22 protein-coding genes are annotated in these 22,504 nt (G+C 65.5%); 10 read left to right on the forward strand and 12 right to left on the reverse strand.

Annotation, left to right across the window (positions count from 1 at the left end; translation table 11 throughout):
* Nucleotides 1-78 precede the first annotated feature (78 nt).
* From E0702_RS00295 to E0702_RS00305, 3 genes are read left to right on the forward strand one after another with little or no spacing between them, the layout of a single operon-like run.
* Complete coding sequence (locus E0702_RS00295; RefSeq protein WP_132040968.1) at nucleotides 79-840, forward strand: 5-oxoprolinase subunit PxpA; 762 nt, start codon at nucleotides 79-81, stop codon at nucleotides 838-840.
* Nucleotides 837-1,598, forward strand: a complete 762-nt coding sequence (locus E0702_RS00300) for a 5-oxoprolinase subunit B family protein (protein ID WP_132040969.1) — start codon at nucleotides 837-839, stop codon at nucleotides 1,596-1,598. The genes E0702_RS00295 and E0702_RS00300 overlap by 4 nt, the downstream gene beginning before the upstream one ends.
* A complete protein-coding gene (locus tag E0702_RS00305) occupies nucleotides 1,595-2,539 on the forward strand; it encodes a biotin-dependent carboxyltransferase family protein (protein ID WP_205741855.1) in 945 nt (314 codons plus the stop codon). The genes E0702_RS00300 and E0702_RS00305 overlap by 4 nt, the downstream gene beginning before the upstream one ends.
* An 18-nt stretch (nucleotides 2,540-2,557) precedes the next feature.
* Here the strand turns inward: E0702_RS00305 and E0702_RS00310 are convergent, their stop codons facing one another.
* The 4 genes from E0702_RS00310 to E0702_RS00325 all read right to left on the reverse strand — a co-directional run bounded on the left by E0702_RS00310 (nucleotide 2,558) and on the right by E0702_RS00325 (nucleotide 7,135).
* A complete protein-coding gene (locus tag E0702_RS00310; protein ID WP_132040970.1) occupies nucleotides 2,558-2,773 on the reverse strand; it encodes a ribbon-helix-helix protein, CopG family in 216 nt (71 codons plus the stop codon).
* Nucleotides 2,774-2,885: 112 nt separating this feature from the next.
* A complete protein-coding gene (gene csiR / locus E0702_RS00315) occupies nucleotides 2,886-3,572 on the reverse strand; it encodes a DNA-binding transcriptional regulator CsiR (protein WP_132040971.1) in 687 nt (228 codons plus the stop codon).
* Nucleotides 3,573-3,748: 176 nt separating this feature from the next.
* Nucleotides 3,749-5,128, reverse strand: a complete 1,380-nt coding sequence (locus E0702_RS00320; protein ID WP_165927455.1) for a Fic family protein — start codon at nucleotides 5,126-5,128, stop codon at nucleotides 3,749-3,751.
* A 279-nt stretch (nucleotides 5,129-5,407) separates the two neighbouring features.
* Nucleotides 5,408-7,135, reverse strand: a complete 1,728-nt coding sequence (locus E0702_RS00325) for a SulP family inorganic anion transporter (RefSeq protein ID WP_132040973.1) — start codon at nucleotides 7,133-7,135, stop codon at nucleotides 5,408-5,410.
* 135 nt (nucleotides 7,136-7,270) lie between these two features.
* Between E0702_RS00325 and E0702_RS00330 the strand changes: the two genes are divergently transcribed.
* Nucleotides 7,271-8,545, forward strand: coding sequence for an O-acetylhomoserine aminocarboxypropyltransferase/cysteine synthase family protein (locus E0702_RS00330; protein WP_132040974.1), 1,275 nt, complete (start codon nucleotides 7,271-7,273; stop codon nucleotides 8,543-8,545).
* 240 nt (nucleotides 8,546-8,785) lie between these two features.
* Here the strand turns inward: E0702_RS00330 and rarD are convergent, their stop codons facing one another.
* Nucleotides 8,786-9,706 (reverse strand): EamA family transporter RarD, encoded by a 921-nt coding sequence (gene rarD, locus E0702_RS00335; protein WP_132040975.1) that lies wholly within the window; start codon nucleotides 9,704-9,706, stop codon nucleotides 8,786-8,788.
* A 156-nt stretch (nucleotides 9,707-9,862) separates the two neighbouring features.
* Between rarD and E0702_RS00340 the strand changes: the two genes are divergently transcribed.
* A complete protein-coding gene (locus E0702_RS00340; protein ID WP_132040976.1) occupies nucleotides 9,863-10,678 on the forward strand; it encodes an amidohydrolase in 816 nt (271 codons plus the stop codon).
* On the forward strand, nucleotides 10,678-11,376 hold the full coding sequence (locus E0702_RS00345) for a pseudouridine synthase (protein ID WP_132040977.1): 699 nt from the start codon (nucleotides 10,678-10,680) through the stop codon (nucleotides 11,374-11,376). The genes E0702_RS00340 and E0702_RS00345 overlap by 1 nt, the downstream gene beginning before the upstream one ends.
* On the opposite strand, the gene E0702_RS00350 is transcribed toward E0702_RS00345, so the two are convergent.
* The 6 genes from E0702_RS00350 to gloB form a co-directional block, all read right to left on the reverse strand.
* Complete coding sequence (locus E0702_RS00350; RefSeq protein WP_132040978.1) at nucleotides 11,373-12,953, reverse strand: ABC transporter ATP-binding protein; 1,581 nt, start codon at nucleotides 12,951-12,953, stop codon at nucleotides 11,373-11,375. The genes E0702_RS00345 and E0702_RS00350 overlap by 4 nt on opposite strands.
* Nucleotides 12,946-14,034, reverse strand: coding sequence for an ABC transporter permease (locus tag E0702_RS00355; RefSeq protein WP_132040979.1), 1,089 nt, complete (start codon nucleotides 14,032-14,034; stop codon nucleotides 12,946-12,948). The genes E0702_RS00350 and E0702_RS00355 overlap by 8 nt, the downstream gene beginning before the upstream one ends.
* 4 nt (nucleotides 14,035-14,038) lie before the next feature.
* A complete protein-coding gene (locus E0702_RS00360; protein WP_132040980.1) occupies nucleotides 14,039-15,112 on the reverse strand; it encodes a microcin C ABC transporter permease YejB in 1,074 nt (357 codons plus the stop codon).
* Between the two features lie 78 nt (nucleotides 15,113-15,190).
* Nucleotides 15,191-17,104, reverse strand: coding sequence for an extracellular solute-binding protein (locus E0702_RS00365; protein ID WP_132040981.1), 1,914 nt, complete (start codon nucleotides 17,102-17,104; stop codon nucleotides 15,191-15,193).
* 97 nt (nucleotides 17,105-17,201) lie between these two features.
* A complete protein-coding gene (locus E0702_RS00370; RefSeq protein ID WP_132040982.1) occupies nucleotides 17,202-18,392 on the reverse strand; it encodes a transglycosylase SLT domain-containing protein in 1,191 nt (396 codons plus the stop codon).
* Between the two features lie 72 nt (nucleotides 18,393-18,464).
* Nucleotides 18,465-19,232, reverse strand: coding sequence for a hydroxyacylglutathione hydrolase (gene gloB, locus E0702_RS00375; RefSeq protein ID WP_132040983.1), 768 nt, complete (start codon nucleotides 19,230-19,232; stop codon nucleotides 18,465-18,467).
* 68 nt (nucleotides 19,233-19,300) lie between these two features.
* On the opposite strand from gloB, the gene E0702_RS00380 reads away from it, so the two are divergent.
* Genes E0702_RS00380 through nudC form a run of 4 tightly spaced genes read left to right on the forward strand, consistent with a single transcriptional unit; the run spans nucleotide 19,301 to nucleotide 22,082 of the window.
* The gene (locus E0702_RS00380; protein ID WP_132040984.1) at nucleotides 19,301-20,101 is read left to right on the forward strand and encodes a methyltransferase domain-containing protein; all 801 of its coding nucleotides are present in this window, start codon (nucleotides 19,301-19,303) and stop codon (nucleotides 20,099-20,101) included.
* On the forward strand, nucleotides 20,094-20,561 hold the full coding sequence (gene rnhA, locus E0702_RS00385; protein WP_132040985.1) for a ribonuclease HI: 468 nt from the start codon (nucleotides 20,094-20,096) through the stop codon (nucleotides 20,559-20,561). The genes E0702_RS00380 and rnhA overlap by 8 nt, the downstream gene beginning before the upstream one ends.
* 10 nt (nucleotides 20,562-20,571) lie before the next feature.
* A complete protein-coding gene (gene dnaQ / locus E0702_RS00390) occupies nucleotides 20,572-21,312 on the forward strand; it encodes a DNA polymerase III subunit epsilon (protein ID WP_132040986.1) in 741 nt (246 codons plus the stop codon).
* On the forward strand, nucleotides 21,312-22,082 hold the full coding sequence (nudC, locus tag E0702_RS00395) for an NAD(+) diphosphatase (RefSeq protein WP_132040987.1): 771 nt from the start codon (nucleotides 21,312-21,314) through the stop codon (nucleotides 22,080-22,082). The genes dnaQ and nudC overlap by 1 nt, the downstream gene beginning before the upstream one ends.
* A 37-nt stretch (nucleotides 22,083-22,119) precedes the next feature.
* Here nudC and E0702_RS00400 read toward each other — a convergent pair whose 3' ends face one another.
* A complete protein-coding gene (locus E0702_RS00400) occupies nucleotides 22,120-22,431 on the reverse strand; it encodes an SCP2 sterol-binding domain-containing protein (protein ID WP_132040988.1) in 312 nt (103 codons plus the stop codon).
* Nucleotides 22,432-22,504: the final 73 nt, after the last annotated feature.

The raw sequence follows: 22,504 nt of genomic DNA on the forward strand, positions 1-22,504 counted from the left end.
GATACCTAGACTAATAGATGATGTTTTGACGACAAAACGTTGGTAAATTCTTATCAAATTTTAGATCGGGAGACTCGCATGACGTCACGCCTCTTGCTGCTCAATGCCGATATGGGGGAGAGCTTCGGCCCCTGGGTCATGGGAATGGACCAGGAGGTGATGCCCCATGTGGACCTTGCCAACGTGGCCTGCGGCTTTCACGCCTCGGATCCCGATGTGATTCGCCAGACCGTGCGCCTGGCGGCGCGGCATGGCGTGCGGGTCGGGGCGCACCCGGCCTATCCCGACCTGGTGGGCTTCGGTCGCCGTTCACTGGCCTGTTCGGCCCAGGAGATCGAGAACCTGGTGCTCTATCAACTGGGGGCCCTGGCGGGGGTGTGTCGCGCGGAGGGCCTCGAGGTCAGCTATGTGAAACCCCATGGCGCCCTCTACAACGATATGGCCCGAGACCCGGAGATCATGAGCGCGGTGATGCGGGCGATCCTGGCCTTCGACTCCTCGCTGCCCCTGATGACCATGGCGACCCGCGACACCTCGACGGCCGCCGACCTGGCCCGCCAGCACGGGGTCAACCTGTGGTTCGAGGCCTTCGCCGACCGCGCCTACGACGGCGCGGGGCGGCTGGTATCGCGCCGGGAGCCAGGTGCCGTCCATCACGACCCCGAGGTGATCGTCGACCAGGCCGTGCGCATCGCCAGCGGTGAGCCCCTGGTGGCAAGCGACGGCAGTGAATTGACCCTGGCCGCCGACACGCTCTGTGTGCATGGCGACAACCCCGAGTCCATCGCCGCGGTGAAGGCGATCCGCGAGGCGCTCAACCGCCTGGGAGCCGGGGCATGAGTCAGGCGCCGAATTCAGGGCTGCCTACGCCGCGGATCGAATCCGCCGGCCTCGATGGCTGGCTGGTGCGGCTCTTCCCGACCATCGAAGAGGCCAACCTGGCCTGGCTCGGGGCCCTGGCACGGCGCTGCGAGACCGCCTTCGGTGAGGCTCTCATCGACCTGGTGCCCTCCTATACCACGCTGTTGGTAGTGTTCGACCCGCTTCGGCTCACCCCCGAGTCGGCGCGCCGACGGCTGGCCGACCTGCTGGCCGACTTGCTCGCCGACCCGGCCCCCGAGCAGGAAACGGAGGCCGGCGAGCTCCATGAGCTACTCACCTGGTATGACCCCAGCGTGGGCCCGGACCTGGAGCGGGTGGCGCAGCACGCGAACATGAGCCTGGAGGCGGTGATCGATTGCCATGCCGGGCAGACGTATCGCGTCTTCGCGCTGGGCTTCGCCCCCGGGTTTGCCTTTATGGGTCTGCTCGACCGGCGCCTCGAGGTGCCGCGGCTGGATACCCCGCGCCAGCGAGTGCCGGTCAACAGCGTCGCCATCGCCGGCCGCCAGACCGCCGCCTATCCCGCGGTGTCGCCGGGGGGCTGGAACCTGCTGGGCAGGACCACGGCGCGGCTGTTTGATCGTGACCGGGAGGGCTTCAGCCTGCTGCGGGTCGGCGATCGGGTGCGGTTCGTCCCGGTGGACCGGGCGACCTTCGAGCGCCATGGCGGTGATGCGACGCCCATGGAAACGCGGCCGAGGGGGGCGGGCATATGAATGAATATACCGTTATCGGGCTTCGCGTCGAGCGTGCGGGGCCGCTGGCGCTGCTGCAGGATGCCGGTCGGTTCGGCGTGCGGCGTCTGGGGGTGACCCAGGGCGGGCCGGCGGACCTCCACGGCTGGGCCTGGGCCAATCGCCTGGCGGGCAACGCCTGGGGCACGCCGGTCCTGGAGGTCACCTTCGGGGGGCTGGCCCTGGTGGCCGAGCGCGATCTGAGCATCGCGGTGGCAGGGGCCGACCTGGCCGCCACCCTGGACGGGGAGCCCCTGGCGCTCTGGCGGCCGGTGTCGATCAAGGAGGGGCAGACCCTGGCCTTCGGCACGCCACGCAATGGCCTGCGAGCGTATCTGGCGGTGGCCGGCGGCTTTCGTGCCGAGCCGGTGCTGGGCAGCGTCAGCTGTGTGGTGCGCGAGGGGCTGGGAGGCTTCGATGGCCATGGCGGCAAGCTCGCCGAGGGGGATCGCCTGGCGGTGTCGCCGGGGGCAGGGGAGCGGGTCGGCAGAGAGGCTGTCCCAGTACCGGAGCAAACGGACTACACGGGGCTTGCGACCCTGGCGCTGCTGCCGGGTGCCCAGGTGGCGGACTTCACCGGCGCCAGCCTCTATGCCGCCTTCAATAGTCGCTGGCGGGTGGACGATCGCGCCGATCGCATGGGGGTGCGTCTGACCGGGCCTCGGCTGAATTGCCGCATCGGCTCATTGATCTCGGAGGGGATCGGGCTCGGAGCCGTGCAGGTGCCGCCGGACGGCCAGCCCATCGCGCTGCTCAACGACCGCCAGACCATCGGCGGTTATCCTCGGCTGGGTGCCCTGACGCCACTGGCGGCCTCTCGCCTGGCCCAGTGCCTGCCGGGGCAGGAGGTGCGTCTGGTCGCCACCACCGGCGAGCGGGCGCTGGGCGACTATCGGTACTTCCGGCGCTCGCTGGAACGATAGCGGGCCACCCGACGGTGGCTAGGCCCCCAGGCCACTCTCGCGCAGTAGCTGGTCGATGCTGGTGCCGCCTCTCGCCGCCTCCGCTCCCTCCATCATCAGCTCGGCCTCGAGGGCGGCGACACCGCTTTCGAGGCAGCGCTCGATAAGTTCAGCCTTGCTCAGGCCAGTGGTCTGGACGAGTGCGTCGAGGCGTCGATCCAGTTCACGTGAAAACCGCAATAGATGGTGGGGCATAACACGTTCTCCATGGTAAGAGGCTTGCCGCGTCATACGACAATGGCCATCCTGGCAGGCCTGTATGTCCCTACCATGACAGATTTTCTGGAGAATGGTAGGGCATCTCGCATTAGGCCAGCCCCTGCTGACGCATCGCCTCGGTGATGATCGGCACGGGGGTCATCAGATGGTCGCGCATCATCCTGGTGGCGCGTTCGATGTCCCGCGCCAGGATGACCTCGACGAGCTCGGTATGCTCCTGATGCTTGCGCGCCAGGGCATCCTCGGAGAGTACCGTCTCCCGAAGCCAGAGGTGGCGATAACGCTCCACCTGGTCGAACAGGCTGTCGCGAATCTGCAGCAGGTGGGGGGAGCGACAGCCGCTGACGATCGCGCTATGAAAGGCCTGGTGGCGGGTATCCCAGACCTCGAGCAGCTCCTCCGAGGAGTTGACCTTCACCACCTTGGAGAGCGTATGGGCGCGAGCCAGGATGTCGGCTTCCCAGCTGTCATCGCCGCGCTCGATGGAGAGCCTGAGCAGCAACCCCTCGATCTGGGCCCTGGCGTCATAGATATCGTTGAGCTCGGCCAGTGACATCGGCGCCACCCGAAAACCGCGCTGGCTGATGGCCACCACCAGGCGTTCCGCCACCAGCTGGGAGAGGGCCTCGCGCAGCGGGCCGACGCCCAGGTCATAGCGCTCCTTCAGACGGCTCATCAGCAGCTTTTCGCCGGGCTTGTAGACATTGCGGATGATGTCGTTCTTCAGGCGGTGGTAGGCGCTGACCCCGAGGTTTTCACGTGTTGTGCTGTCCATGTTGTCGTCATTTTTCCGATGTGCTGACATGATAACCGAATATCGCTACACCAGATAATACCCTACTGAGCAAGGCCCGACGCCACGCGGCTGGACACGAGATCGAGCCTGAAGGGGGCTAATCCCTCCCCCCACACACCGATCCGATACGCCTCAGGGCGCTTATTACCGCCCCATCACGATCTTCCCGTCTCCCTCCTGGCAAACCAGGTCTCCAGCTGTCGCTGCGAGATTCCCATGCCGGCGATACGGTGCGGCGCCAGGGCGTTCAGGTCCTCATGGAGGTGGCGCAGGAAATGCTCACGGTGCTCTTCACGGATTGCCTGGCTGCGCTCTTGAATGCGCTCCTCCATGGCGACGCCCGTCAGCAGCTCGGCCACGATCTCGGCGATCAGCTGTCGGCGGGAGCGACGATAGGCGACCCGCAAGGGATCGAAACCGACTGCTTCGGCCGCCACATCATAATCGCGGCAGGAGCGCAGATAGGTCCAGGCATAGAGTTCGGCCAAGGGGGAAACCTCGTTGAATTCATAGGCCACCAGGATCGCCGCGTGGTAATCGCCAGGCTCGACATCATGAAAGGAGAGCGGCACCAGGTTGTGGCGCACCAGAGGAAGGTTGGCCGCCAGGCGCGCCGTTCGCTTGTTCACATCGACGAAGGGCTGTAGGTAAGAGAGCTGGACCAGCAGGAAAAAACTCTGCTCGAAGGGGTCATGGATGGCCAGGGCCTTCTCGACCAGCTGTTCCAGACGCGGCAGCAGCTGGTGGCGGCGCTCCAGGGGCAGATAGCGAGAGCCACCGATTCTTACCGCTTCATCGCGCAGCTCACCCGCCATTCCAGGGGCCACCAGGCCATCCGCGAGCAAATAATGAAGCGATTGGATATTGCTGACCGAGATCTCCAGCCGATTGATTCCCTCAACGAGGAAGTGGATCGCATCTCGATGGTTGAGGATCATCGCCTGCTCAGCATCCAGCTTATCGGTGGCGGCGACTCCTTCAAGCAGCAGCCGCTCAGTTTCTGCCAGTGAATAGGTATTTCCCTCCAGTCGCGAGGAGTTGTAGGAGAGATCAACCAACAGGCGGTTATAGATCCGTTTGGCGAAGGTGCCCGCCGGCATGGCACCCGAGAAACGGCTGCCACTGGAGGCCAGTAATTCACGCTGCGACTCGCTCAGATAGTGACTACGGCCGGGAACATAGGCCTCGATCCATTCATCACGGTAGGTGCTTGCAGGGCGCTGGAAAAGAGGCACATCGAGGCGTCTCAAGGCGGCACGTCCCTGCTCGCTTAGCGGCTCCTGGAGTCTCGACGCGGATGCTCGTGCACTGAACTGCGGCTGGCCGCCGACCGCTATCGCGCGATACTGGCGGTTACGCGGCCCGCCGCGGCTTTCAAGGACGCCCAGCTCCACCCACTCCTTGAGCCAACGCCGCAGTGTGCGGGGCGCAAGGTCACTATCCAGGCCTGCAAGAATCTCTGCCAGGGAAAACCAATCACTCTTTGTTGCCAAGTGATCGAGAACCGTCTGTCGGCCAGCGACATGCTGGGTCATCGCACCTCCCTCAAAGCCGACGCGTATTATTGGCCATAACCATTTACCGGCCATTTGTCGGCCATTATAGCCCAGAGGGCCCATTGCCGGCCACTTGCTGGCCATTCTCTGGCATTATCGGCCAAACGAATATTGGTCCTCATCGAGAATATCGTCAGCGAGATCCAGCCTGCTCACGCCGGGCCAGATAACGCTCGGCGAAGGTGGCCGAGGTTACCGAGCGCCGGTGAAGAACCCCTTCCAGGCGCCTTGGGCAAATCCCCGAACTGGGGGCAGAGGTCAGAGGCTCTCGTCTTCCACCGGGCTGGGCTTAAACGCCTGCCAGGCGGCGAAGGTGCTCAGAAAGACCCGGCCGGTCAGGTCATCGAGGAAGTCGCTGCGCTTCAGGCGGTCCATGACCGGCCCCTTCACCTCGGCCAGGTGCAGCGTGACCCCTGCCTCCTTGAGGCGCTCATTGATGGCCTCCAGGCTCTCCAGCGCCGAGGCGTCGATCAAGTTGACCGCCGAGCAGATCAGCACCACATGCTCCAGACCGGGGTAACGAGCCACGATCTGCATGACCGTATCTTCCAGGTAGCGGGCATTGGCGAAGTAGAGGCTTTCGTCGATGCGCAGGAAGGCCACATGGCCGAGGGTCTCGACCTCATGGCGTTGGATGCTGCGGAAGTGCTCGGTTCCCGGAATGCGCCCGACCATCGCGCTGTGGGGGCGACTGGTACGATAGAGGAAGAGACCGATGGAGAGCGCCACGCCGCTGATGATGCCCGCCTCGACGCCCTCCGTCAGGGTCAGCAGGATGGTGACGGCCATGGCGGAGAAGTCACTGCGCGAATAGCGCCAGGTCTGACGGATCAGCGGGATATCGACCAGAGTGAGAATGGCCACGGTGATGGTGGCGGCCAGGGTGGCGATGGGCAGGTGGTACAGCAGCGGGGTAAACAGCAGCGTGACCAGGCCGATGCCCAGCGCCGCGAACAGGCCGGCAAAGGGGGTCCTGGCCCCCGCCTCGTCGTTGATCACGGTGCGCGAGAGGCCACCGGTGACCGGCATGCCGCCGGTGACGGCCGCCGCCAGGTTGGCGCCACCCAGACCCACCAGCTCCTGGTTGGGCGAGATGCGCTGACGGCGCTTGGCGGCGAGCATCTGGGCCATGGAGATGGACTCGACGAAGCCCACCACGCTGATCAGCAGGGCCGGCATCAGCAGTGCACGCCACAGGCCGAGGTCCAGCTCCGGCAGGTTCAGCGGTGGCAGCCCGCCGGGAATGGCGCCAACCACGGCGACGCCACGCTCCTCCAGGCCGAGCTGCCAACTCAGCAGCGTGGTAGCGACAACGGCGAGCACCGGTCCACTGCGTGCCACCAGGCCGGCGGTGGGGGCGGCGAGCCCCAGCTTGATCAGCAGCGGGCGGCCATAGCGGCGACTGGCGACCAGGAAGAGCAGGGTGCCCAGGCCGATGGCAAGTGTCGGCCAGTGCAACCGGTGGAGCTGTTCGGCGAGGCTCGTCAGCAGCGTCAGGGCGGTGTAGCCGGCGGCCGAGATGCCGGCCAGGTGGGCCGCCTGGCTGATGGCGATCAGCACCGCCGAGGAGGCGAGGAAGCCGGCGATCACCGGGTGGCTCAGGAAGTTGGCGAAGAAGCCCAGCCGCAACAGGCCCATGGCGACCAGCATCGCCCCGGAGAGCAGTGACAACACCAGGGCCGCCTGGAGATAGGCGGCGCTGCCCGGGGTGGCGACATTGGAGAGGGCCGCGCCGGTCATCAAGGCGATGATCGCCACCGGGCCCACCGCCAGGGTGCGGCTGGTGCCCAGCAGGGCATAGATCACTGCCGGCAGCAGGCTGGCGTAGAGGCCCACCACCGCCGGCAGCCCAGCGAGCAGCGCATAGGCCAGCGACTGGGGGATCACCATGGCGGTGACGATCACGCCGGCCAGCACGTCGGCCCCCAGCAGGCGCCGGTTATAGTGGGGTAGCCAGCTCAGGACCGGTAGATAGCGCTTGAGCATGTTCTCCCTTGGCCTGGCGGTTGGAATAAGCACCTAGCCTAAACGATATTAGTGGTCTCGTTCAGAGTTGGTTAGCATCGGGTAAACACGTTTTAGCTTAATTACCACACCAATCACCACACCCAAGGACATGATATGCAACGCGAGACCATTGCCCTTCACCACGCCTACACCCCCGACGACCAGCACGCGGTGGCGGTGCCGATCCACCAGACCACCTCGTTCGCCTTCGACAGCGCCCAGCACGCCGCCGACCTCTTCGACCTCAAGGTCGAGGGCAATATCTATTCGCGGATCATGAACCCCACCTGCGGCGTGCTCGAGCAGCGCGTGGCCGCCCTGGAGGGCGGTATCGCCGGTCTGGCGGTGGCCTCCGGCATGGCGGCGATCACCTATGCCATCCAGACCATTGCCGAGGCGGGGGACAATATCGTCTCCATCAGCGAGCTCTATGGCGGCACCTACAACCTCTTCGCCCATACCCTGCCGCGCCAGGGCATCGAGGTGCGCTTCGCCGACAAGGATGACTTCGCCGGTATCGAGGGGTTGATCGATGCGCGCACCAAGGCGGTGTTCTGCGAAAGCGTTGGCAACCCCTCCGGGGGCGTGGTGGACATGGAGGCCCTGGCCGAGGTGGCGCACCGCCACGGCGTGCCGGTGATCGTCGACAACACCGTGGCCACCCCCTTCCTGTGGCGCCCCATCGAGCACGGCGCCGATATCGTGATCCACTCCGCCACCAAGTATATCGGCGGGCACGGTACCACCGTGGGTGGGGTGATCGTGGACTCCGGCAAGTTCCCCTGGGCCGACAACGCCGAGCGCTTCCCGCTGCTCAACGAGCCGGATGTCTCCTATCATGGGGTCTGCTATACCCGCGACCTCGGTGAGGCGGCCTTTATCGGCCGTGCCCGTGTGGTGCCGCTGCGTAACATGGGGGCGGCACTCTCCGCCCAGGCCGCCTGGCAGCTGCTGCAGGGCCTCGAGACCCTGGGCCTGCGTATCGAGCGCATCTGTGCCAACGCCCAGCGTGTGGCCGAGTATCTACAGGGCCACGATGCCGTCACCTGGGTGCAGTATGCCGGCCTCGAGAATCACAAGGACCACGCCCTGGCCAGGAAGTACATGGAGGGCCATGCCTCCGGCATCCTCAGCTTCGGCATCAAGGGCGGCCGTGAGGCCGGGGCGCGCTTCTACGATGCCCTGAACCTGGTGCTGCGCCTGGTCAATATCGGCGACGCCAAGACCTGCTCCTCGATCCCGGCGGCGACGACCCATCGCCAGCTCAACGACGAGGAGTTGAAAAAGGCGGGGGTGACCGCGGACATGGTGCGCCTCTCCATCGGCATCGAGCATGTCGACGATATCATCGCCGACCTCGACCAGGCCCTGACGGCCAGCCAGGCTTAGCCTGAACAGTTTAGCCCTGTCGCCCGGGGCTGATCTGGCGACAAGCCCCGGGACGCCGGACCGACGAGGAGGCGCTGTAAATACTTCCCTGTACGCTACTGACGCCTTCCCTGGCGTAGGACCTCCTCTTCGGCTTATCTCCAGCGCCCTGGAGTGAACTATTAGCCCCGGGGTCAGACCCCGGGGTTTAGACCCCGGGGTTTGGAGTCTGCCCCCCATCCGGGAACCTCCGCCAGGGAATCAGCGCGCCGGCTGCGGGGTTTCCCGCAGCCGGCCTTGCCATGCCGACCAGCTGTAGAGGGCGAGCCCCGTCCAGATCATCACGAAGGTGGCCAGCTGCACGCCGCTCAGCGGCTCGCCGAACACCAGCAGGGCGATCAGGAACTGGATGGTGGGGTTGATATACATCAGAAAGCCCAGGGTGGCCAGGCGCAGCCGCCTGGCGGCCCCGGCGAAGGCGAGCAGTGGCAGGGCGGTGATCACCCCGCTGGCGACCAGCAGCAGGGTGACCCGGCTACCCTCCAGGAAGTGGGAGAGTTCGGCCTGGGTCAGCCAGCCCAGGGCGATCAGCCCCAGGGGCAGCAGCAACAGGGTCTCCACGAACAGCCCCGAGAGGCCATCCAGGGGCACCTGCTTGCGCAGCAGTCCATAGGTACCGAAGGAGAAGGCCAGGGCCAGGCTGATCCACGGCAGCTCACCCAGCATCACCAGCTGCGTCAGGATCGCGGTGGCGGCCAGGGCCACGGCCACCCCCTGCAGTCGATGCATGGTCTCGCGCAGTACCAGCATGCCCAGCGCCACATTGACCAGCGGCGTCATGAAGTAGCCGAGGCTGGCCTGCAGTACCTGGCGGGTCTCCACCGAATAGATATAGAGCCCCCAGTTGAGCCCGATCAGCAGGGCACAACCCAGCACTCGCCCCAGCCGCCGCGGCTGGCCCAGCGCTTCTCTAATCGGCGCCCACCGCCCGAGCAGCGTCACCAGGCCAACCAGAAACAGGCAGGACCACAACACCCGGTGGATCAGGATTTCATAGGCGGGCACCCCCTCGAACAGCGCGAAGAACAGCGGGAAGCAGCCCCACATGCTGTAGGCGGCCAGGCCGAATATAACGCCCCGGCGAGCCTCACGGTCGGCGGGAGAGGAGGAAGCGGCGAGCATGTGGTGATCTCAGGTGATGAAGTTGTCTCCAACTTAGCAGGCTATTGAGCGTTGTTCGAGGGGAGGCTGTTCCGGCCTGTCTCCTTGCGCTGGCTGACGATGGCCGCCGGGTGGGGTAGTCTGGGCGCCAATATTGCCATCCCAGAGGGAGTACCGATGAGTGAGCTGAGAACGACCCTGGTGCAGTGTGATCTGCGCTGGGAGGATCCGACGGCCAACTGCCGGATGCTGGAGGAGACCCTTGGCGATCTCGGGGGGGAGGAGACCGACCTGATCGTGCTGCCGGAGATGTTTGCGACCGGCTTCACCATGAACTCTCGCGAGATGGCCGAGCCCATGGGCGAGAGTGCCACCGTGGCCTGGCTAAGGGAGCAGGCGTGGCAGCGAGGCTGCGTGGTTACCGGTAGCGTGGCGGTGGTCGACAACGGCGACTATTACAACCGGCTGGTGTGGGCGCGTCCCGACGGCTCCTGTGCCACCTACGACAAGCGTCATCTGTTTCGCATGGCCGGCGAGCACGAGCGCTATGCCATGGGGCACGAGCGCGTGATTGTCGAACTCAAGGGCTTCCGAATTCTGCTTAGCGTCTGCTATGACCTGCGCTTCCCGGTCTGGCTGCGACAGCAGCCGAGCGCTGACGAACACTTCGAGTATGACGCCCTGCTGTGCGTGGCCAACTGGCCGGCCCCCCGGCGACACCCATGGCGCGTGCTGCTGCAGGCGCGGGCCATCGAGAACCTCTGTCCGGTGATCGGGGTGAATCGTGTCGGCGAGGATGCCAAGGGGTTGCCCTACAGCGGTGACTCCATGTTGATCGATGCCAAGGGCGAAGCGTTGATCGATGAACCCGAGGGCACCGCCTTCGTGAGAACCGCCACGCTCTCCCTGGAGGAGCTGCAGCGCTTCCGAGACAAGTTCCCCGCCTGGCGCGATGCCGACCACTTCCGCCTGGCGGATGGGGTGGGCTGCTGATGCGTCTCGACCGCTTTATCTGTGAATCCACCGAGCTGACCCGCAGCCTGGCCAAGAAGGCGATGCATCGCGGTGAGGTCTGCGTCGACGGCGAGATCATCAAGAACCCGGCCACCCAGGTGAGCGAGGGGAGCCGCGTGACCCTCCAGGGCGAGCCGCTGGTGTTGGTGGGCCTGCGCTATGTGATGTTGCACAAGCCGGTCGGCGTCGAGTGTACCGCACGACGCACGCTCTATCCGCGCGCCATCGACCTGATCGACCTGCCGATGCTGGAGCGTCTGCAGACGGTAGGGCGCCTGGATGTCGATACCACCGGCCTGGTGCTGCTGACCGACGATGGTCAGTGGTCGCACCGGGTCACCTCGCCCAAGCGGCGCTGTGGCAAGGTCTATCGGGTAACGCTCGACGAGCCCCTCGAGGGGAGTCGGCTCGACGATGCCGTTCGCGCCTTCGCGGAGGGGATTGTGCTCGAGGGCGAGGAGAAGCCGACCCGGCCCGCTGAGCTCTCGATGCGCGAGCCGCGCGTCGCCGAACTGGTCCTCTACGAGGGCAAGTATCACCAGGTGAAACGGATGTTCGCGGCCATCGGTAACCACGTCGTGGCCCTGCACCGTGAATCGGTCGGTCCGCTCGCGCTGGGCGAGCTTGCCGAAGGCGAGTGGCGCGAACTCTCCGCCGAAGAGGTCGCTGCCTTCTAGCGGGGCGCCAGCCCAGCGGCGGCCACCAGGGCGCGGGTATAGTCGCTGCGTGGCCGCTCGAGCACCTCCAGGCAGTCGCCCTGTTCCACGATCTCGCCCTCCTTGAGTACCAGGATGCGGTGCGCCATGGCGCGCACCACTGCCAGGTCGTGACTGATAAATAGATAGCTGATGCCGCGTCGTGCCTGAAGGTCGCGCAGCAGTGCGACCAGCTGTTTCTGCACGGTGCGATCCAGGGCCGAGGTGGGCTCGTCGAGCACCAGCAGTGCCGGTTCGAGAATGATCGCCCTGGCGACGGCGATGCGCTGCCGCTGGCCCCCCGAGAATTCGTGAGGGTAGCGGTCGGCGCACGCCTCGGGCAGCCCCACCTCGCGCAGGGTGTCGGCCACGCGACGGCGGACCTCGCTCTCCTCGAGGTCCGGGTGGTGGAAGCGAAGTCCCTCGCTGACGATATCGGCGACCGGCAGTCGTGGGGAGAGCGAGCCGTAGGGGTCCTGGAAGACGATCTGCACCCGCTGACGCATGCGTCGCAGGGCGCCGCCGGTGAGACCGTCCAGGCGGCTGCCATCGAGGTGGATCTCGCCGTGGCTCTGCACCAGGCGCAGCAGCGCCATGGCCAGCGTGGTCTTGCCGGAGCCTGATTCGCCGACGATGCCCAGGGTCTCGCCATGACCGAGCCGCAGCGACAGGGGTTTTACCGCCTCGAAGGCCGGCGGGCGCTTCATGAGAAGCTTCTTGGGGCGCTGAAAGCTTACTCCGAGACCCTCGGCCTTCAGCAGCGGCGTCGCCGAGACGACAGCCACGGGGCGACCCTCGGGCTCGGCCTCCAGCAGGGTTCGGGTGTAGGCACTGCGGGGTGAGGTGAAGACCCGCTCCACCGGCCCCGTCTCCTGCTCGCGGCCCTGGTAGAGCACGCAGACCCGGTCGGCGTGGCGGCGCACCAGATTCAGATCATGGGTGATAAACAGCATGCCCATGCCGTGCTGGTCACGCAGGTCGGCGAGCAGGGCGAGGATCTCCTGTTGCACGGTGACATCGAGTGCCGTCGTGGGCTCATCGGCGATCAGCAGCTCCGGCGCGTTGGCGATGGCCATGGCGATCATGACCCGCTGACGCTGGCCGCCGGAGAGCTGGTGGGGCCAGGCGTCGGCCAGCTCCTCGGCGCGGGGCAGCTGCACCTGCTCCAGCAGTTCGATGACCCTGGCCCTGGCCCCCTTGCCGGTAAGCCCCTGATGCAGGCGCAGGGTCTCGCCGATCTGCTTGCCGACGGTATGCAGCGGATTGAGCGAGGTCATCGGCTCCTGGAAGATGAAGCCGACCCGGCCGCCGCGCAGGCCCTGCCAGTCACGGGCACGCAGGCGGGCGAGGTCGGTATCGCCCAGCCAGCGGGCGCCGGTCACGCTGGCATTGCCCGGCAGCAGGCCCATGGTGCCAAGCGCCGACACCGACTTGCCGGACCCCGACTCGCCGACCAGGGCCAGGGTCTCCCCACGCCCGACGCTGAGGGTCAGGCGATCCACCACGTTGACGCCGTCGAAGGCGATGGAGAGGTCCTCGAGACGCAACAGGTCAGGCATCGGCGGGTCTCCTCTCGATGGCCGGGGCAGCATGCTGGATATGCCGGGGATCGAAGGCATCTCGCAGCCCTTCGCCGATAAATACCAGTAGCGAGAGCATCAATGACAGGCTGACGAAGGCGGTGATGCCGAGCCAGGGGGCATGCAGGTTGTTCTTGCCCTGGGCGACCAGCTCGCCAAGCGAGGGCGAGCCCGGGGGCAGGCCGAAGCCCAGGAAGTCCAGGGCGGTGAGGGTGGTGATGGCGCCGGTAAACAGGAAGGGGATAAAGGTCAGGGTGGCGACCATGGCGTTGGGCAGCACATGCCGCCACATGATCAGCCTCGGCGTCAGCCCCATGGCGCGCGCCGCCCGCACATACTCGAGATTGCGGGCACGCAGGAACTCGGCGCGCACCACGTCGACCAGGCCCAGCCAGGAGAACAGCAGCATGATGCCGAGCAGCCACCAGAAACCGGGCTGCACGAAGCTGGCCAGGATGATCAGCAGAAAGAGTACCGGCAGGCCCTGCCAGATCTCGGTGAAGCGCTGGCCGATCAGGTCGGTCTTGCCCCCGAAGTAGCCCTGGATGCCGCCGACCAGCACGCCCAGGGCGAGGGAGCCGGCGGTCAGCACCAGGGCGAAGGCCACCGAGAGTCGAAAGCCATAGATCACCCGGGCCAGCACATCGCGCCCCTGATCGTCGGTGCCCAGCCAGTGGCGAGCATCGGGAGGCGCCGGTGAGGGACGCATCATCTGCATGTCCAGGGTCTGGTACGAGAAGGGTACCGGCGGCCATAGCGCCCAGCCGTGCGTCGCGATCTGCTCGCGCACGAAGGGGTCGTGGTAGTCGGTGGTGGTCGGCAGGAAGCCATCGAACTCGGTCTCGGGGTAGTCGACCAGCAGCGGCACGTACCACTCCCCCTGATACTGCATCACCAGGGGCTTGTCGTTGGCGATCAGTTCGGCGGCCAGGCTCACCACGAACAGTGCGCCGAAGATCCAGAGCGAGACCCAGGCGCGGCGATTGGCCCGGAACACCCCGAAACGGCGTCGCGTGATGGGGGAGAAGCGCCCCGCCAGCTTGGTAAAGGCAGCGACCATCGGCTCAGGACTCCCGTGTCTCGAAGTCGATGCGGGGATCGACCCATACATAGGTGAGGTCGGAGACCAGCTTGAGAAGCAGGCCGATCAGCGTATAGAGGAACAGGGTGCCGAAGATCACCGGGTAGTCGCGCTGCATCACCGCCTCGAAGCCGAGCAGCCCGAGCCCCTCCAGGGAGAAGATTACCTCGATCAGCAGCGACCCGGTGAAGAAGATCGAGATCAGCGCGCCGGGGAGGCCGGCGATGATGATCAGCATGGCGTTGCGGAAGACGTGGCCGTAGAGCACTCTCTGGTCGCTGGCCCCCTTGGCGCGAGCGGTCAGCACATACTGCTTGTGAATCTCGTCCAGGAAGCTGTTCTTGGTGAGCATGGTCAAGGTCGCGAAGCTGCCGATGGTCATGGCGATCACCGGCAGGGTGATGTGCCAGACATAGTCCTTGATCTTGCCCCAGGCCGAGAGATCATCGAAGTTCGGGGAGGTGAGGCCGCGCAGGGGAAAGAGGTCCCAGTAGCTGCCGCCGGCGAACAGCACGATCAACAGGATGGCGAACAGGAAACCGGGTATGGCATAGCCGACGATGACTAACCCCGAGGTCCAGACATCGAAGCGCGAACCATGGCGCAGGGCCTTGCGAATCCCCAGCGGAATCGAGATCAGATAGACCAGCAGGGTGGTCCATAGCCCCAGCGACACCGACACCGGCAGGCGCTCGATCATCAGCTCGATGACCGGTCGGTCGCGAAAGAAGCTGACCCCGAAGTCGAAGGTGGCGTAATCCGCCAGCATGCCGATGAAGCGCTCGTGGGCGGGCTGGTCGAAGCCGAACTGGGCCTCGAGCTGCTCGATAAAGCGTGGATCGATGCCTCTGGCACCCCGCGACTCATCTTGCACCACCACCTCGCCGCCGCCGGTGTCGAGGCGCGTGCTCGAGAGGCTGTTGATTCCCTCGAAGCGGGCGAGCATCTGGTCGATGGGGCCGCCGGGGGCGGCCTGCACGATGATGAAGTTGAGCAGCATGATGCCGAGCAGGGTCGGGACCATCAGCAGCAGGCGGCGCAGGATATAGCGGCTCACGTTTGTGGCCCTCGTGTTCGCAGTCCTCGTGGTCGCCGCCCTTGTGGGTAGCGGACCCTGCGGGTCATCGACATGTCCCTAGTCTCCCTGCTGACGCTCTTCGATGCGTGTTGCCCGTTCGGGATCCACCCACCAGGCCTCGAGATCCATGCCGTATTGGGGCGAGGGCTCGGGCCAGCCGAACTTGTCCCACACCGCCAGCCGGGTTTCGCCGGAGTGGTAGTGGGGGATGACGATAAACTGGTGGCGCAGCACACGATCGAGGGCCCGGGTGAGGGTGTTGAGGCTCTCGCGACTGTCGGCTCGGATCAGCCGCTCGACCAGGTCGTCGACGACCGGGCTCGCCAGCCCCATCAGGTTGCGGCTCTGGGGCGTCTGGGCATAGTCGCTGGTCCAGAACTCCCGCTGCTCGTTGCCGGGGTTGTTGGACTGGGGGAACTGGCCGACCACCAGGTCGAAGTCGAAGCTGCGCAGACGGTTCAGATACTGGTTGATATCGACGATGCGAATGGTGCCACGGATCCCCAGGCGCGCCATGTTGCGCAGCATCGGCTGGACTACCCGTTCCAGACCGCTGTCGTAGAGCAGCACCTCGAGCGCCAGGGGCTGGCCTGTCTCGGCCTCCACCAGGCTACCGTCACGCACCTCAAAGCCCGCCTCCTGAAGCAGCGTGAGGGCGAGGCGCAGCCGCTCACGCAGCGCCTCGGGGTGGTCCATGGGCAGCGGCTCGCTGAACACATCCTCGGGCAACTGCTCTCGCCAGGGCGCCAGCACCTCTAGCTCGGCCTCACTCGGCAGTCCCGTGGCGGCCATCTCGGAGTTCTGGAAGAAGCTCTCGGTGCGTCGATAGGCGTCGTAGAAGATATTGGCGTTGAGCCAGGGGAAGTCGAAGGTCAATGCCAGGGCCTCGCGGACCCTGGGGTCCTGAAACTTCTCCTGGCGCAGATTGTAGATAAAGGCCTGCATCGGCGCCGGCTGACCGTCGGGCACCCGGAGTTTCCTGACCAGCCCGTTGTTGAAGGCCGGGAAGTCGTAGCCGGTGGCCCAGGTGGCGGCGCGAGCATCGACACGATAGTCCAGCACCCCGGCCTTGAAGGCCTCCCAGGCGATATCCCGGTCGCGGTAATAGTCATAGATCAGGCGGTCGATATTATGGCGGCCACGCTTCACCGGCAGGTCACGTGCCCAGTAGTCTTCCACGCGCTGATAGACGATGCGTCTCCCAGGGTCGACCTCGGCGATGCGATAGGGTCCGGAGCCGGGGTGTCGCTCCAGGGTCGGTGAGCCGAAGTCGCGGCCTTCCCAGTAGTGTTTGGGCAGGATCGGCAACTGGCCGACGATCAGCGGCAGCTCCCGAGAATGGGTGGAGGCGAACGCGAAGCGCACCGTGTCATCGTCCAGGGCGGTCACACTCTCGACGTCGGCGTAGTAGGCCCCGTAGAAGGGGTTGCCCTGTTCGGTGAGCAGTTCAAAGCTGAAGACGACGTCTCTGGCCGTCAGGGGCTCACCGTCGTGGAAGCGTGCCTCGGGGCGCAGATCGAACTCGATCCACTCCCGGTCGGGGTCCAGCCGGATGCCTTCGGCCAGCAGTCCATAGAGCGAGAAGGGCTCGTCGGGGTTGCCCTCGAGCAGGGTGTCGTAGATGCGCGAAACCCCGGCGGCGGGGGTGCCACGAATGATAAAGGGATTGGTGGAGTCGAAGCTGCCCCCCACGGCGGCCTGGGTCAGGCTGCCCCCCTTGGGCGCCTCGGGATTGACGTAGGGAAAGTGCGCAAAGCCTGCGGGGAGTGCCGGCTCACCGTAGAGCGAGAGGCCATGCACGGTGGGAACTCTGTCATCGTTCGTCGCCGGGGCCTTCGGGTCGGGTGCCGACGGGTTTGATGCAGCCGAGCCCGAAGTTGATTGTGCGCTGGCCTGAGAAACGAAAAGGCCGAACAGGGAAACCAGCAAGAGACATGAGGCGGCTAGGCAGCGGCGTGATGGTGTAGGCATTCAGACATCCCGTGTCGACGGTAACGCCTGCTGGCGCCGGCGTCGTTGCCTGATAAGGTGTCAGTCTCGAGCGTGAAAGACAATACCCATGCCGTGCTTAACGCGAGGCGAGGCTGCGGGTGGGAAGCTCGAGCGTCTGCCCTGGGCGAATCAGGTTGCCCGAAAGGCCGTTGGCCTGGCGCAGCTCGGCGACGCTGATGCCCTGAAGGGCGGCGATCTCGGCCAGAGTGTCGCCACGCTGCACCCGGTAGCGGGAGTCCTGGGTGCCGCCTGGCGCCGCAGGAGTGTCGAGGCGTGCCAGCATGGCGTCGGCGCGTTCGGCAGGTACCAGCAGCACACGATCATTGCCGGGGAGAACGGTGCCGCCGGTTACCCCCGGGTTGAGCTCGGCGATCGTACCCTTCGAGACGCCGGCGAGGCGGGCAGCCTCGTCCAGGCGCAATGGGCGCTCCACGGGGATCTTGGCGAAGGCCGGGGCATTCTCGATGGCGGGGAGGGTGACCTGGTACTCCTCGGGCGAATCGATGATGGCGGCGATGGCCTTGAGCTTGGGCACGTAGTTCATGGTTTCGCGGGGCAGCGAAAGACTCCAGTAGTCGCCGCTCCTGCCCTGGGCGAGAGCCCGGCGGCGCGCCTTGTTGACGGTGCCGGCGCCGGCGTTATAGGCCGCCAGGGAGAGCTCGAGATCGCCCTCGTACCACTGGTCGGCCTGGTATTCGATATAGTCGAGGGCGGCGTAGGTCGAGGCCACCACGTCCAGACGCCCGTCGTAGCCGCGCTGACGGCTCAAGCCCAGGGAGTCACCGGTGCGCGGCATGAACTGCCACAGACCGGCGGCGCCACGATGGGAGCGGGCGCTCGGATCGAAGGAGCTTTCGATAAACGGAATCAGGGCGATCTCGCCGGGCAGGCCGCGCTCCTCGACCTTCTGGGTGATCCAGGCCAGCCAGGGGCGTGCACGCTCGGTGATTTCGGCGATATTGTGCGGGGACTGGCGATAGTGGTCGATCCAGGCCTGCACGCGTGGCTCGTCCCGCTCGTCTTGCCACTGGAAGCTGTCGCGCAGCTGGCTCCAGGCATCACGGGGCTCAACCGCCAGTTCGTTCCAGAAGTGCTGGGACGTCAGGCGGGGGGAGGGCGTGAAGGTGGCATGCTGCGCCGCTCGGTCGCCACGGCTCTGGTCGAATGTCGCTGCCTGTATCTGGGCGCCGGCGGTCATCAAGGCCCCGAGCAGGGCCGCGCTGCTGGCGAAGGCGAAGAGCCGGCGGCGAGTGGTGTAGTAGGTCATCCGGTCGTGTTCCTCCAAGGCACGGCTTGGCCTCCGGCAGTGCCGGAAGGCATCAGGCGTCCTGGATCGAGTTCAGAAGTTGTCCTTCCAGGCGCGCAGGGTGGCGAAGGTCGCCTCGTCACTGTCGACGTCGCCATGGGCCGAGCTGGCCTGGCGTACGCCGGCATCTGCCACGCGCAGGAAGGGATTGATGCGTTTCTCGCGAGCCAGGGAGGTGGGCAGTGTCGGGCGATCTAGCTCCCTGGCACGCTGGCACTCTTCCATGGCCTGGACCACGTCCGGATTGTGGGGGTCGGCGGCCAACGCAAAGCGCAGATTGGCCTGAGTGTATTCATGGGCGGCGAAGACAAGGGTGTCATCGGGCAGTGCCGCCAGCTTCTGCAGCGAGGCGTGCATCTGTGCCGGGGTGCCTTCGAAGAGGCGGCCGCAACCGGCACTGAACAGGGCGTCGCCGCCGAACAGCAGTGGCGGAATGCCGGCGGTGAAGAATGCGATATGATCCAGGGTATGGCCGGGCACCGCGATCACCTCGAATAGCCGTCCCATGACGCGAACCTCATCGCCCTCGCCCACCCTGGTGCCGATGCCGTCGATGGCATCGTTATCGGGGCCAATCACCTGCGGTGAGTAGCGTTCGATAAGCTCGGATAGGCCACCGGTATGATCCCGGTGGTGGTGCGTGATCAGCACCGTCGAGAGTGTCAACGACTCGCGCTCGAGCAGCTCGATGACCGGGGCGGCATCGCCGGGGTCCACCACGCAGACATCGGGGGTCGTGTCCTGACGCAGAAGCCAGATATAGTTATCGCTAAACGCGGGAATCGGTGTCACGCTCAACATGGGCTGAGTGTCCTGAGTGGGCATGAACGGTTCGCAAAATCCGCTTAATATGAAGAGTAGGGAGGGACATGTCAACCGACAGGGGTGCCCAGCGGCTGGCGGCACTGTATCGCGAAGGCCAGCGCTTCTGGTCCACACCGACGGGTGAAGCCATACGGTGTGCCGAAAGGGCCTGCCTGGGACCGGTCTGTGAGCGGCTCTTCGGCATGCACAGTCTCGAGCTGGGATTTGGCAGCGTGTTGGCCGACATGTGTCCGGTGCGCCACCCCATGCAGTGGGCACCGACCCGAGAGCTGGCCCAGGGGGCATCGACGCTGGTCTGCTCACCCGACGCGCTGCCACTCCCCGATGGCAGTCTCCACCTGGTGGTCGTCCACCATCTGCTCGAGGTGGCGCCCGATCCGCATCACATGCTGCAGGAGGCCGCACGCATCACCGCCGATGAGGGGCGGCTCATTCTCTTCGGCTGGATGCCGTTGTCTCCCATGGCCATGGGACGGCTATCACCCGCGCGTCGCCAGCGACTTCCCTGGCGTGGTCAGTGGCGCTCTCCCAACCGATTGCGCGACTGGTTGGCGTTTGTCGACTTCGAGATCGAACGGGTAGACTACTGCGCTTTTCACCTGCCGGGACGCTTGCCCCGTAATGCGCTCTTCGAAACGCTGGGACGTCGCTACAACCTGCCATTGGGTGACAGTTACATGATCCAGGCTCAGCGCCGTCCGCAGCTGATCGAGACCCGAAGAAGTGGATTACGTTTTACTGCTCCGCTGGGAGGGGCGGCATTTGGGGCGGCCCGTCTGGAGCCCGACCACAGGGTGGCTCGACAGCAGACGGTTCAAGAGAGAGGGATGACAGAGAGTGAGTGACTCAGAGGTCGGCGGTACGCCGTCGGTGACTATCTATACCGATGGTGCCTGTCGTGGCAATCCGGGACCCGGTGGCTGGGGGGCGCTGCTGATCAGCGGACCGCATGAGAAAACGCTGAATGGCTACGAGGCGCGCACCACCAATAATCGCATGGAGCTGATGGCGGCGATCATGGCACTGCGCGAGCTCAAGCGCTCCTGTCGTGTGGCGCTATGGACCGATTCAGAGTATCTGCGCCGCGGCATCACCGAGTGGATCCATGGCTGGGTCAAGCGGGGCTGGAAGACGGCCGGTCGACAGCCGGTCAAGAATGCCGAGCTGTGGAAGGAGCTGCTCGAGGAGACCCACCGCCACGAGATCGAGTGGCACTGGGTCAAGGGGCATAGCGGTCATCCGGGGAATGAGCGCGCCGATGCGCTTGCCAATGAGGCCATCGACAGCCACCGCCAGCAGACGTGAGGGAGATGTGATGCGTCAGATAATTCTGGACACCGAGACCACGGGCATTGACCCCAGGGAAGGCCACCGCCTGATCGAGATCGGCGCGGTGGAGATGGTCAATCGCCGACTGACCGGGCGTACCTACCACCAGTTCATCAACCCCGAGCGCGAGATCGAGGAGGAGGCGATCTCGGTGCATGGCATCACCAATGAACGGGTTGCCGGTGAGCCACTGTTCGCGGAGATCGCGGATGAGTTCTGGGCCTTTATCGAGGGTGGCGAGTTGGTCATCCATAATGCTCCCTTCGATGTGGGGTTTATCGACCATGAGCTGACCATGCTCAACGCCTCGCGCGGCGAGCCACGGCTGGGGCCGGTGGCGGAGCATTGTCGCATTCTCGATACCTTGCAGCTGGCACGCGACAAGCATCCAGGCCAGCGCAACAACCTGGATGCGCTGTGCAAGCGCTACGAGATCGATAACGGTCACCGGGTCCTCCACGGCGCCCTGCTTGATGCCGAGATCCTCGCCGAGGTCTATCTGGCGATGACCGGTGGCCAGACCGCCCTGCTTCTGGACGCCTCCATGAATGCGGAGGGGGGCAGAAAGGCCGGCATCCAGCATCGGCCCGTATCGATAGCGGCGGGGCAGCTGCGCGTGTCGACGCCAAGCGACCAGGAGCTGGCCGCCCATCGCAAGAAGCTGGCAAGCATCCGCGAGGCGGCGGGTGAGTGCCTGTGGGATGGCGTGAAAGGGATTGTGCACTGATGCTGCGTCGCGAACTCCCCCTCGAGGCGCGAGAAGGCCATGTGATTCGACTTGCCGAAGGGCGCATCGCGCCAGCGCCCGACGGCGGGGTCCTGCAGCCGGTCATGCCCTGGACGGAGCAGATGCAGCCGCTGGGCTATTGGCATGACGTGCCGGTGGCGCTCTCTCTCGAGGCCGAGGCGGGCGATGACTGGCCAAGCGGGCGTGAGTGGCTGGCGCGGCTGCCGGAGTCGCGCTTCGGGCTGGTCTCGACCTCGCTGCAGGTGGCCGCCTGGCTACGCAACCATCGCTTCTGCGGTCGATGCGGCGCTCCGGCGGCCCGTCTCGATGCTGAGTTTGCCATGCATTGCCACGGTTGCGGGCACCGCAACTATCCTCGCATCTCGCCCTGTATCATCACTCTGGTGACGCATGGGGAGTCGCTGTTGCTGGCGCGCAGTCCGCGCTTTCCACCACGGCGTTACTCGACCCTGGCAGGCTTTATCGAGCCCGGGGAGTCGGCAGAGGAGGCGGTGCGCCGCGAGATCTTCGAGGAAGTGGGGGTGAGCGTAGGCAGGATTCGCTACTTTCGCAGCCAGGCCTGGCCGTTTCCCCACGCCCTGATGCTCGGCTTCTTCGCCGAGGCGGCCAGTCGACGCATCCGCATCGATGGCGTGGAGATCGCCGATGCCGCCTGGTTCTCTCCACGCCAGCTACCTCAGCTGCCTCCGCTCTACTCGATCTCACGGGCCCTGATCGAGACACATCTGGCCGAGGTGGCGGCCCGCTAAGTTCAGCGACGGGCTCGACTGGGACGGAGAGTTGCGGTTAGTCGCCGGGAAACAGGCTGGTCAGCTTGGTGGCCAGCATGACGTTGCCGGTGGCCTTGAGCTTGCCGGTCATGAAGGCCGTCATGCCGTTGACCTCGCCGGTCATCAGGCCCTTGAGTGTCGCGGTGCTCATGGTCAAGCTGACGGAGGGGTCGTCGTGTTCCCCCTGCTCGACGCTCAGCGATTCATCCTGGATGACCAGGTAGTGGCTCTCGGCATCGTCGAAATGGAACTGGAAGACCTCATCCATGCCGCTGGCGGCCTGGGGGTCGAAGCGAGACGTCAGGGTGTCGAGGGTAGACTGGCTCAAGTGAGACTCCTGCGGGTTTGGGGGATGGCGTGAGCGTATTTCAAACAACTGTTTTAATCAAGCGGGCCTTAGC

It is taken from the genome of Halomonas marinisediminis (assembly GCF_004347715.1).
Lineage (GTDB): Bacteria > Pseudomonadota > Gammaproteobacteria > Pseudomonadales > Halomonadaceae > Halomonas > Halomonas icarae.

What these genes read in the sequence shown, in the direction of transcription:
- E0702_RS00295 (WP_132040968.1), top strand. Translation starts at nt 79, where the DNA reads ATGACGTCACGCCTCTTGCTGCTCAATGCCGATATGGGGGAGAGCTTC.
- E0702_RS00300 (WP_132040969.1), top strand. Translation starts at nt 837, where the DNA reads ATGAGTCAGGCGCCGAATTCAGGGCTGCCTACGCCGCGGATCGAATCC.
- E0702_RS00305 (WP_205741855.1), top strand. Translation starts at nt 1,595, where the DNA reads ATGAATGAATATACCGTTATCGGGCTTCGCGTCGAGCGTGCGGGGCCG.
- E0702_RS00310 (WP_132040970.1), bottom strand. Translation starts at nt 2,773, where the DNA reads ATGCCCCACCATCTATTGCGGTTTTCACGTGAACTGGATCGACGCCTC.
- csiR (WP_132040971.1), bottom strand. Translation starts at nt 3,572, where the DNA reads ATGGACAGCACAACACGTGAAAACCTCGGGGTCAGCGCCTACCACCGC.
- E0702_RS00320 (WP_165927455.1), bottom strand. Translation starts at nt 5,128, where the DNA reads ATGACCCAGCATGTCGCTGGCCGACAGACGGTTCTCGATCACTTGGCA.
- E0702_RS00325 (WP_132040973.1), bottom strand. Translation starts at nt 7,135, where the DNA reads ATGCTCAAGCGCTATCTACCGGTCCTGAGCTGGCTACCCCACTATAAC.
- E0702_RS00330 (WP_132040974.1), top strand. Translation starts at nt 7,271, where the DNA reads ATGCAACGCGAGACCATTGCCCTTCACCACGCCTACACCCCCGACGAC.
- rarD (WP_132040975.1), bottom strand. Translation starts at nt 9,706, where the DNA reads ATGCTCGCCGCTTCCTCCTCTCCCGCCGACCGTGAGGCTCGCCGGGGC.
- E0702_RS00340 (WP_132040976.1), top strand. Translation starts at nt 9,863, where the DNA reads ATGAGTGAGCTGAGAACGACCCTGGTGCAGTGTGATCTGCGCTGGGAG.
- E0702_RS00345 (WP_132040977.1), top strand. Translation starts at nt 10,678, where the DNA reads ATGCGTCTCGACCGCTTTATCTGTGAATCCACCGAGCTGACCCGCAGC.
- E0702_RS00350 (WP_132040978.1), bottom strand. Translation starts at nt 12,953, where the DNA reads ATGCCTGACCTGTTGCGTCTCGAGGACCTCTCCATCGCCTTCGACGGC.
- E0702_RS00355 (WP_132040979.1), bottom strand. Translation starts at nt 14,034, where the DNA reads ATGGTCGCTGCCTTTACCAAGCTGGCGGGGCGCTTCTCCCCCATCACG.
- E0702_RS00365 (WP_132040981.1), bottom strand. Translation starts at nt 17,104, where the DNA reads ATGCCTACACCATCACGCCGCTGCCTAGCCGCCTCATGTCTCTTGCTG.
- E0702_RS00370 (WP_132040982.1), bottom strand. Translation starts at nt 18,392, where the DNA reads ATGACCTACTACACCACTCGCCGCCGGCTCTTCGCCTTCGCCAGCAGC.
- gloB (WP_132040983.1), bottom strand. Translation starts at nt 19,232, where the DNA reads ATGTTGAGCGTGACACCGATTCCCGCGTTTAGCGATAACTATATCTGG.
- E0702_RS00380 (WP_132040984.1), top strand. Translation starts at nt 19,301, where the DNA reads ATGTCAACCGACAGGGGTGCCCAGCGGCTGGCGGCACTGTATCGCGAA.
- dnaQ (WP_132040986.1), top strand. Translation starts at nt 20,572, where the DNA reads ATGCGTCAGATAATTCTGGACACCGAGACCACGGGCATTGACCCCAGG.
- nudC (WP_132040987.1), top strand. Translation starts at nt 21,312, where the DNA reads ATGCTGCGTCGCGAACTCCCCCTCGAGGCGCGAGAAGGCCATGTGATT.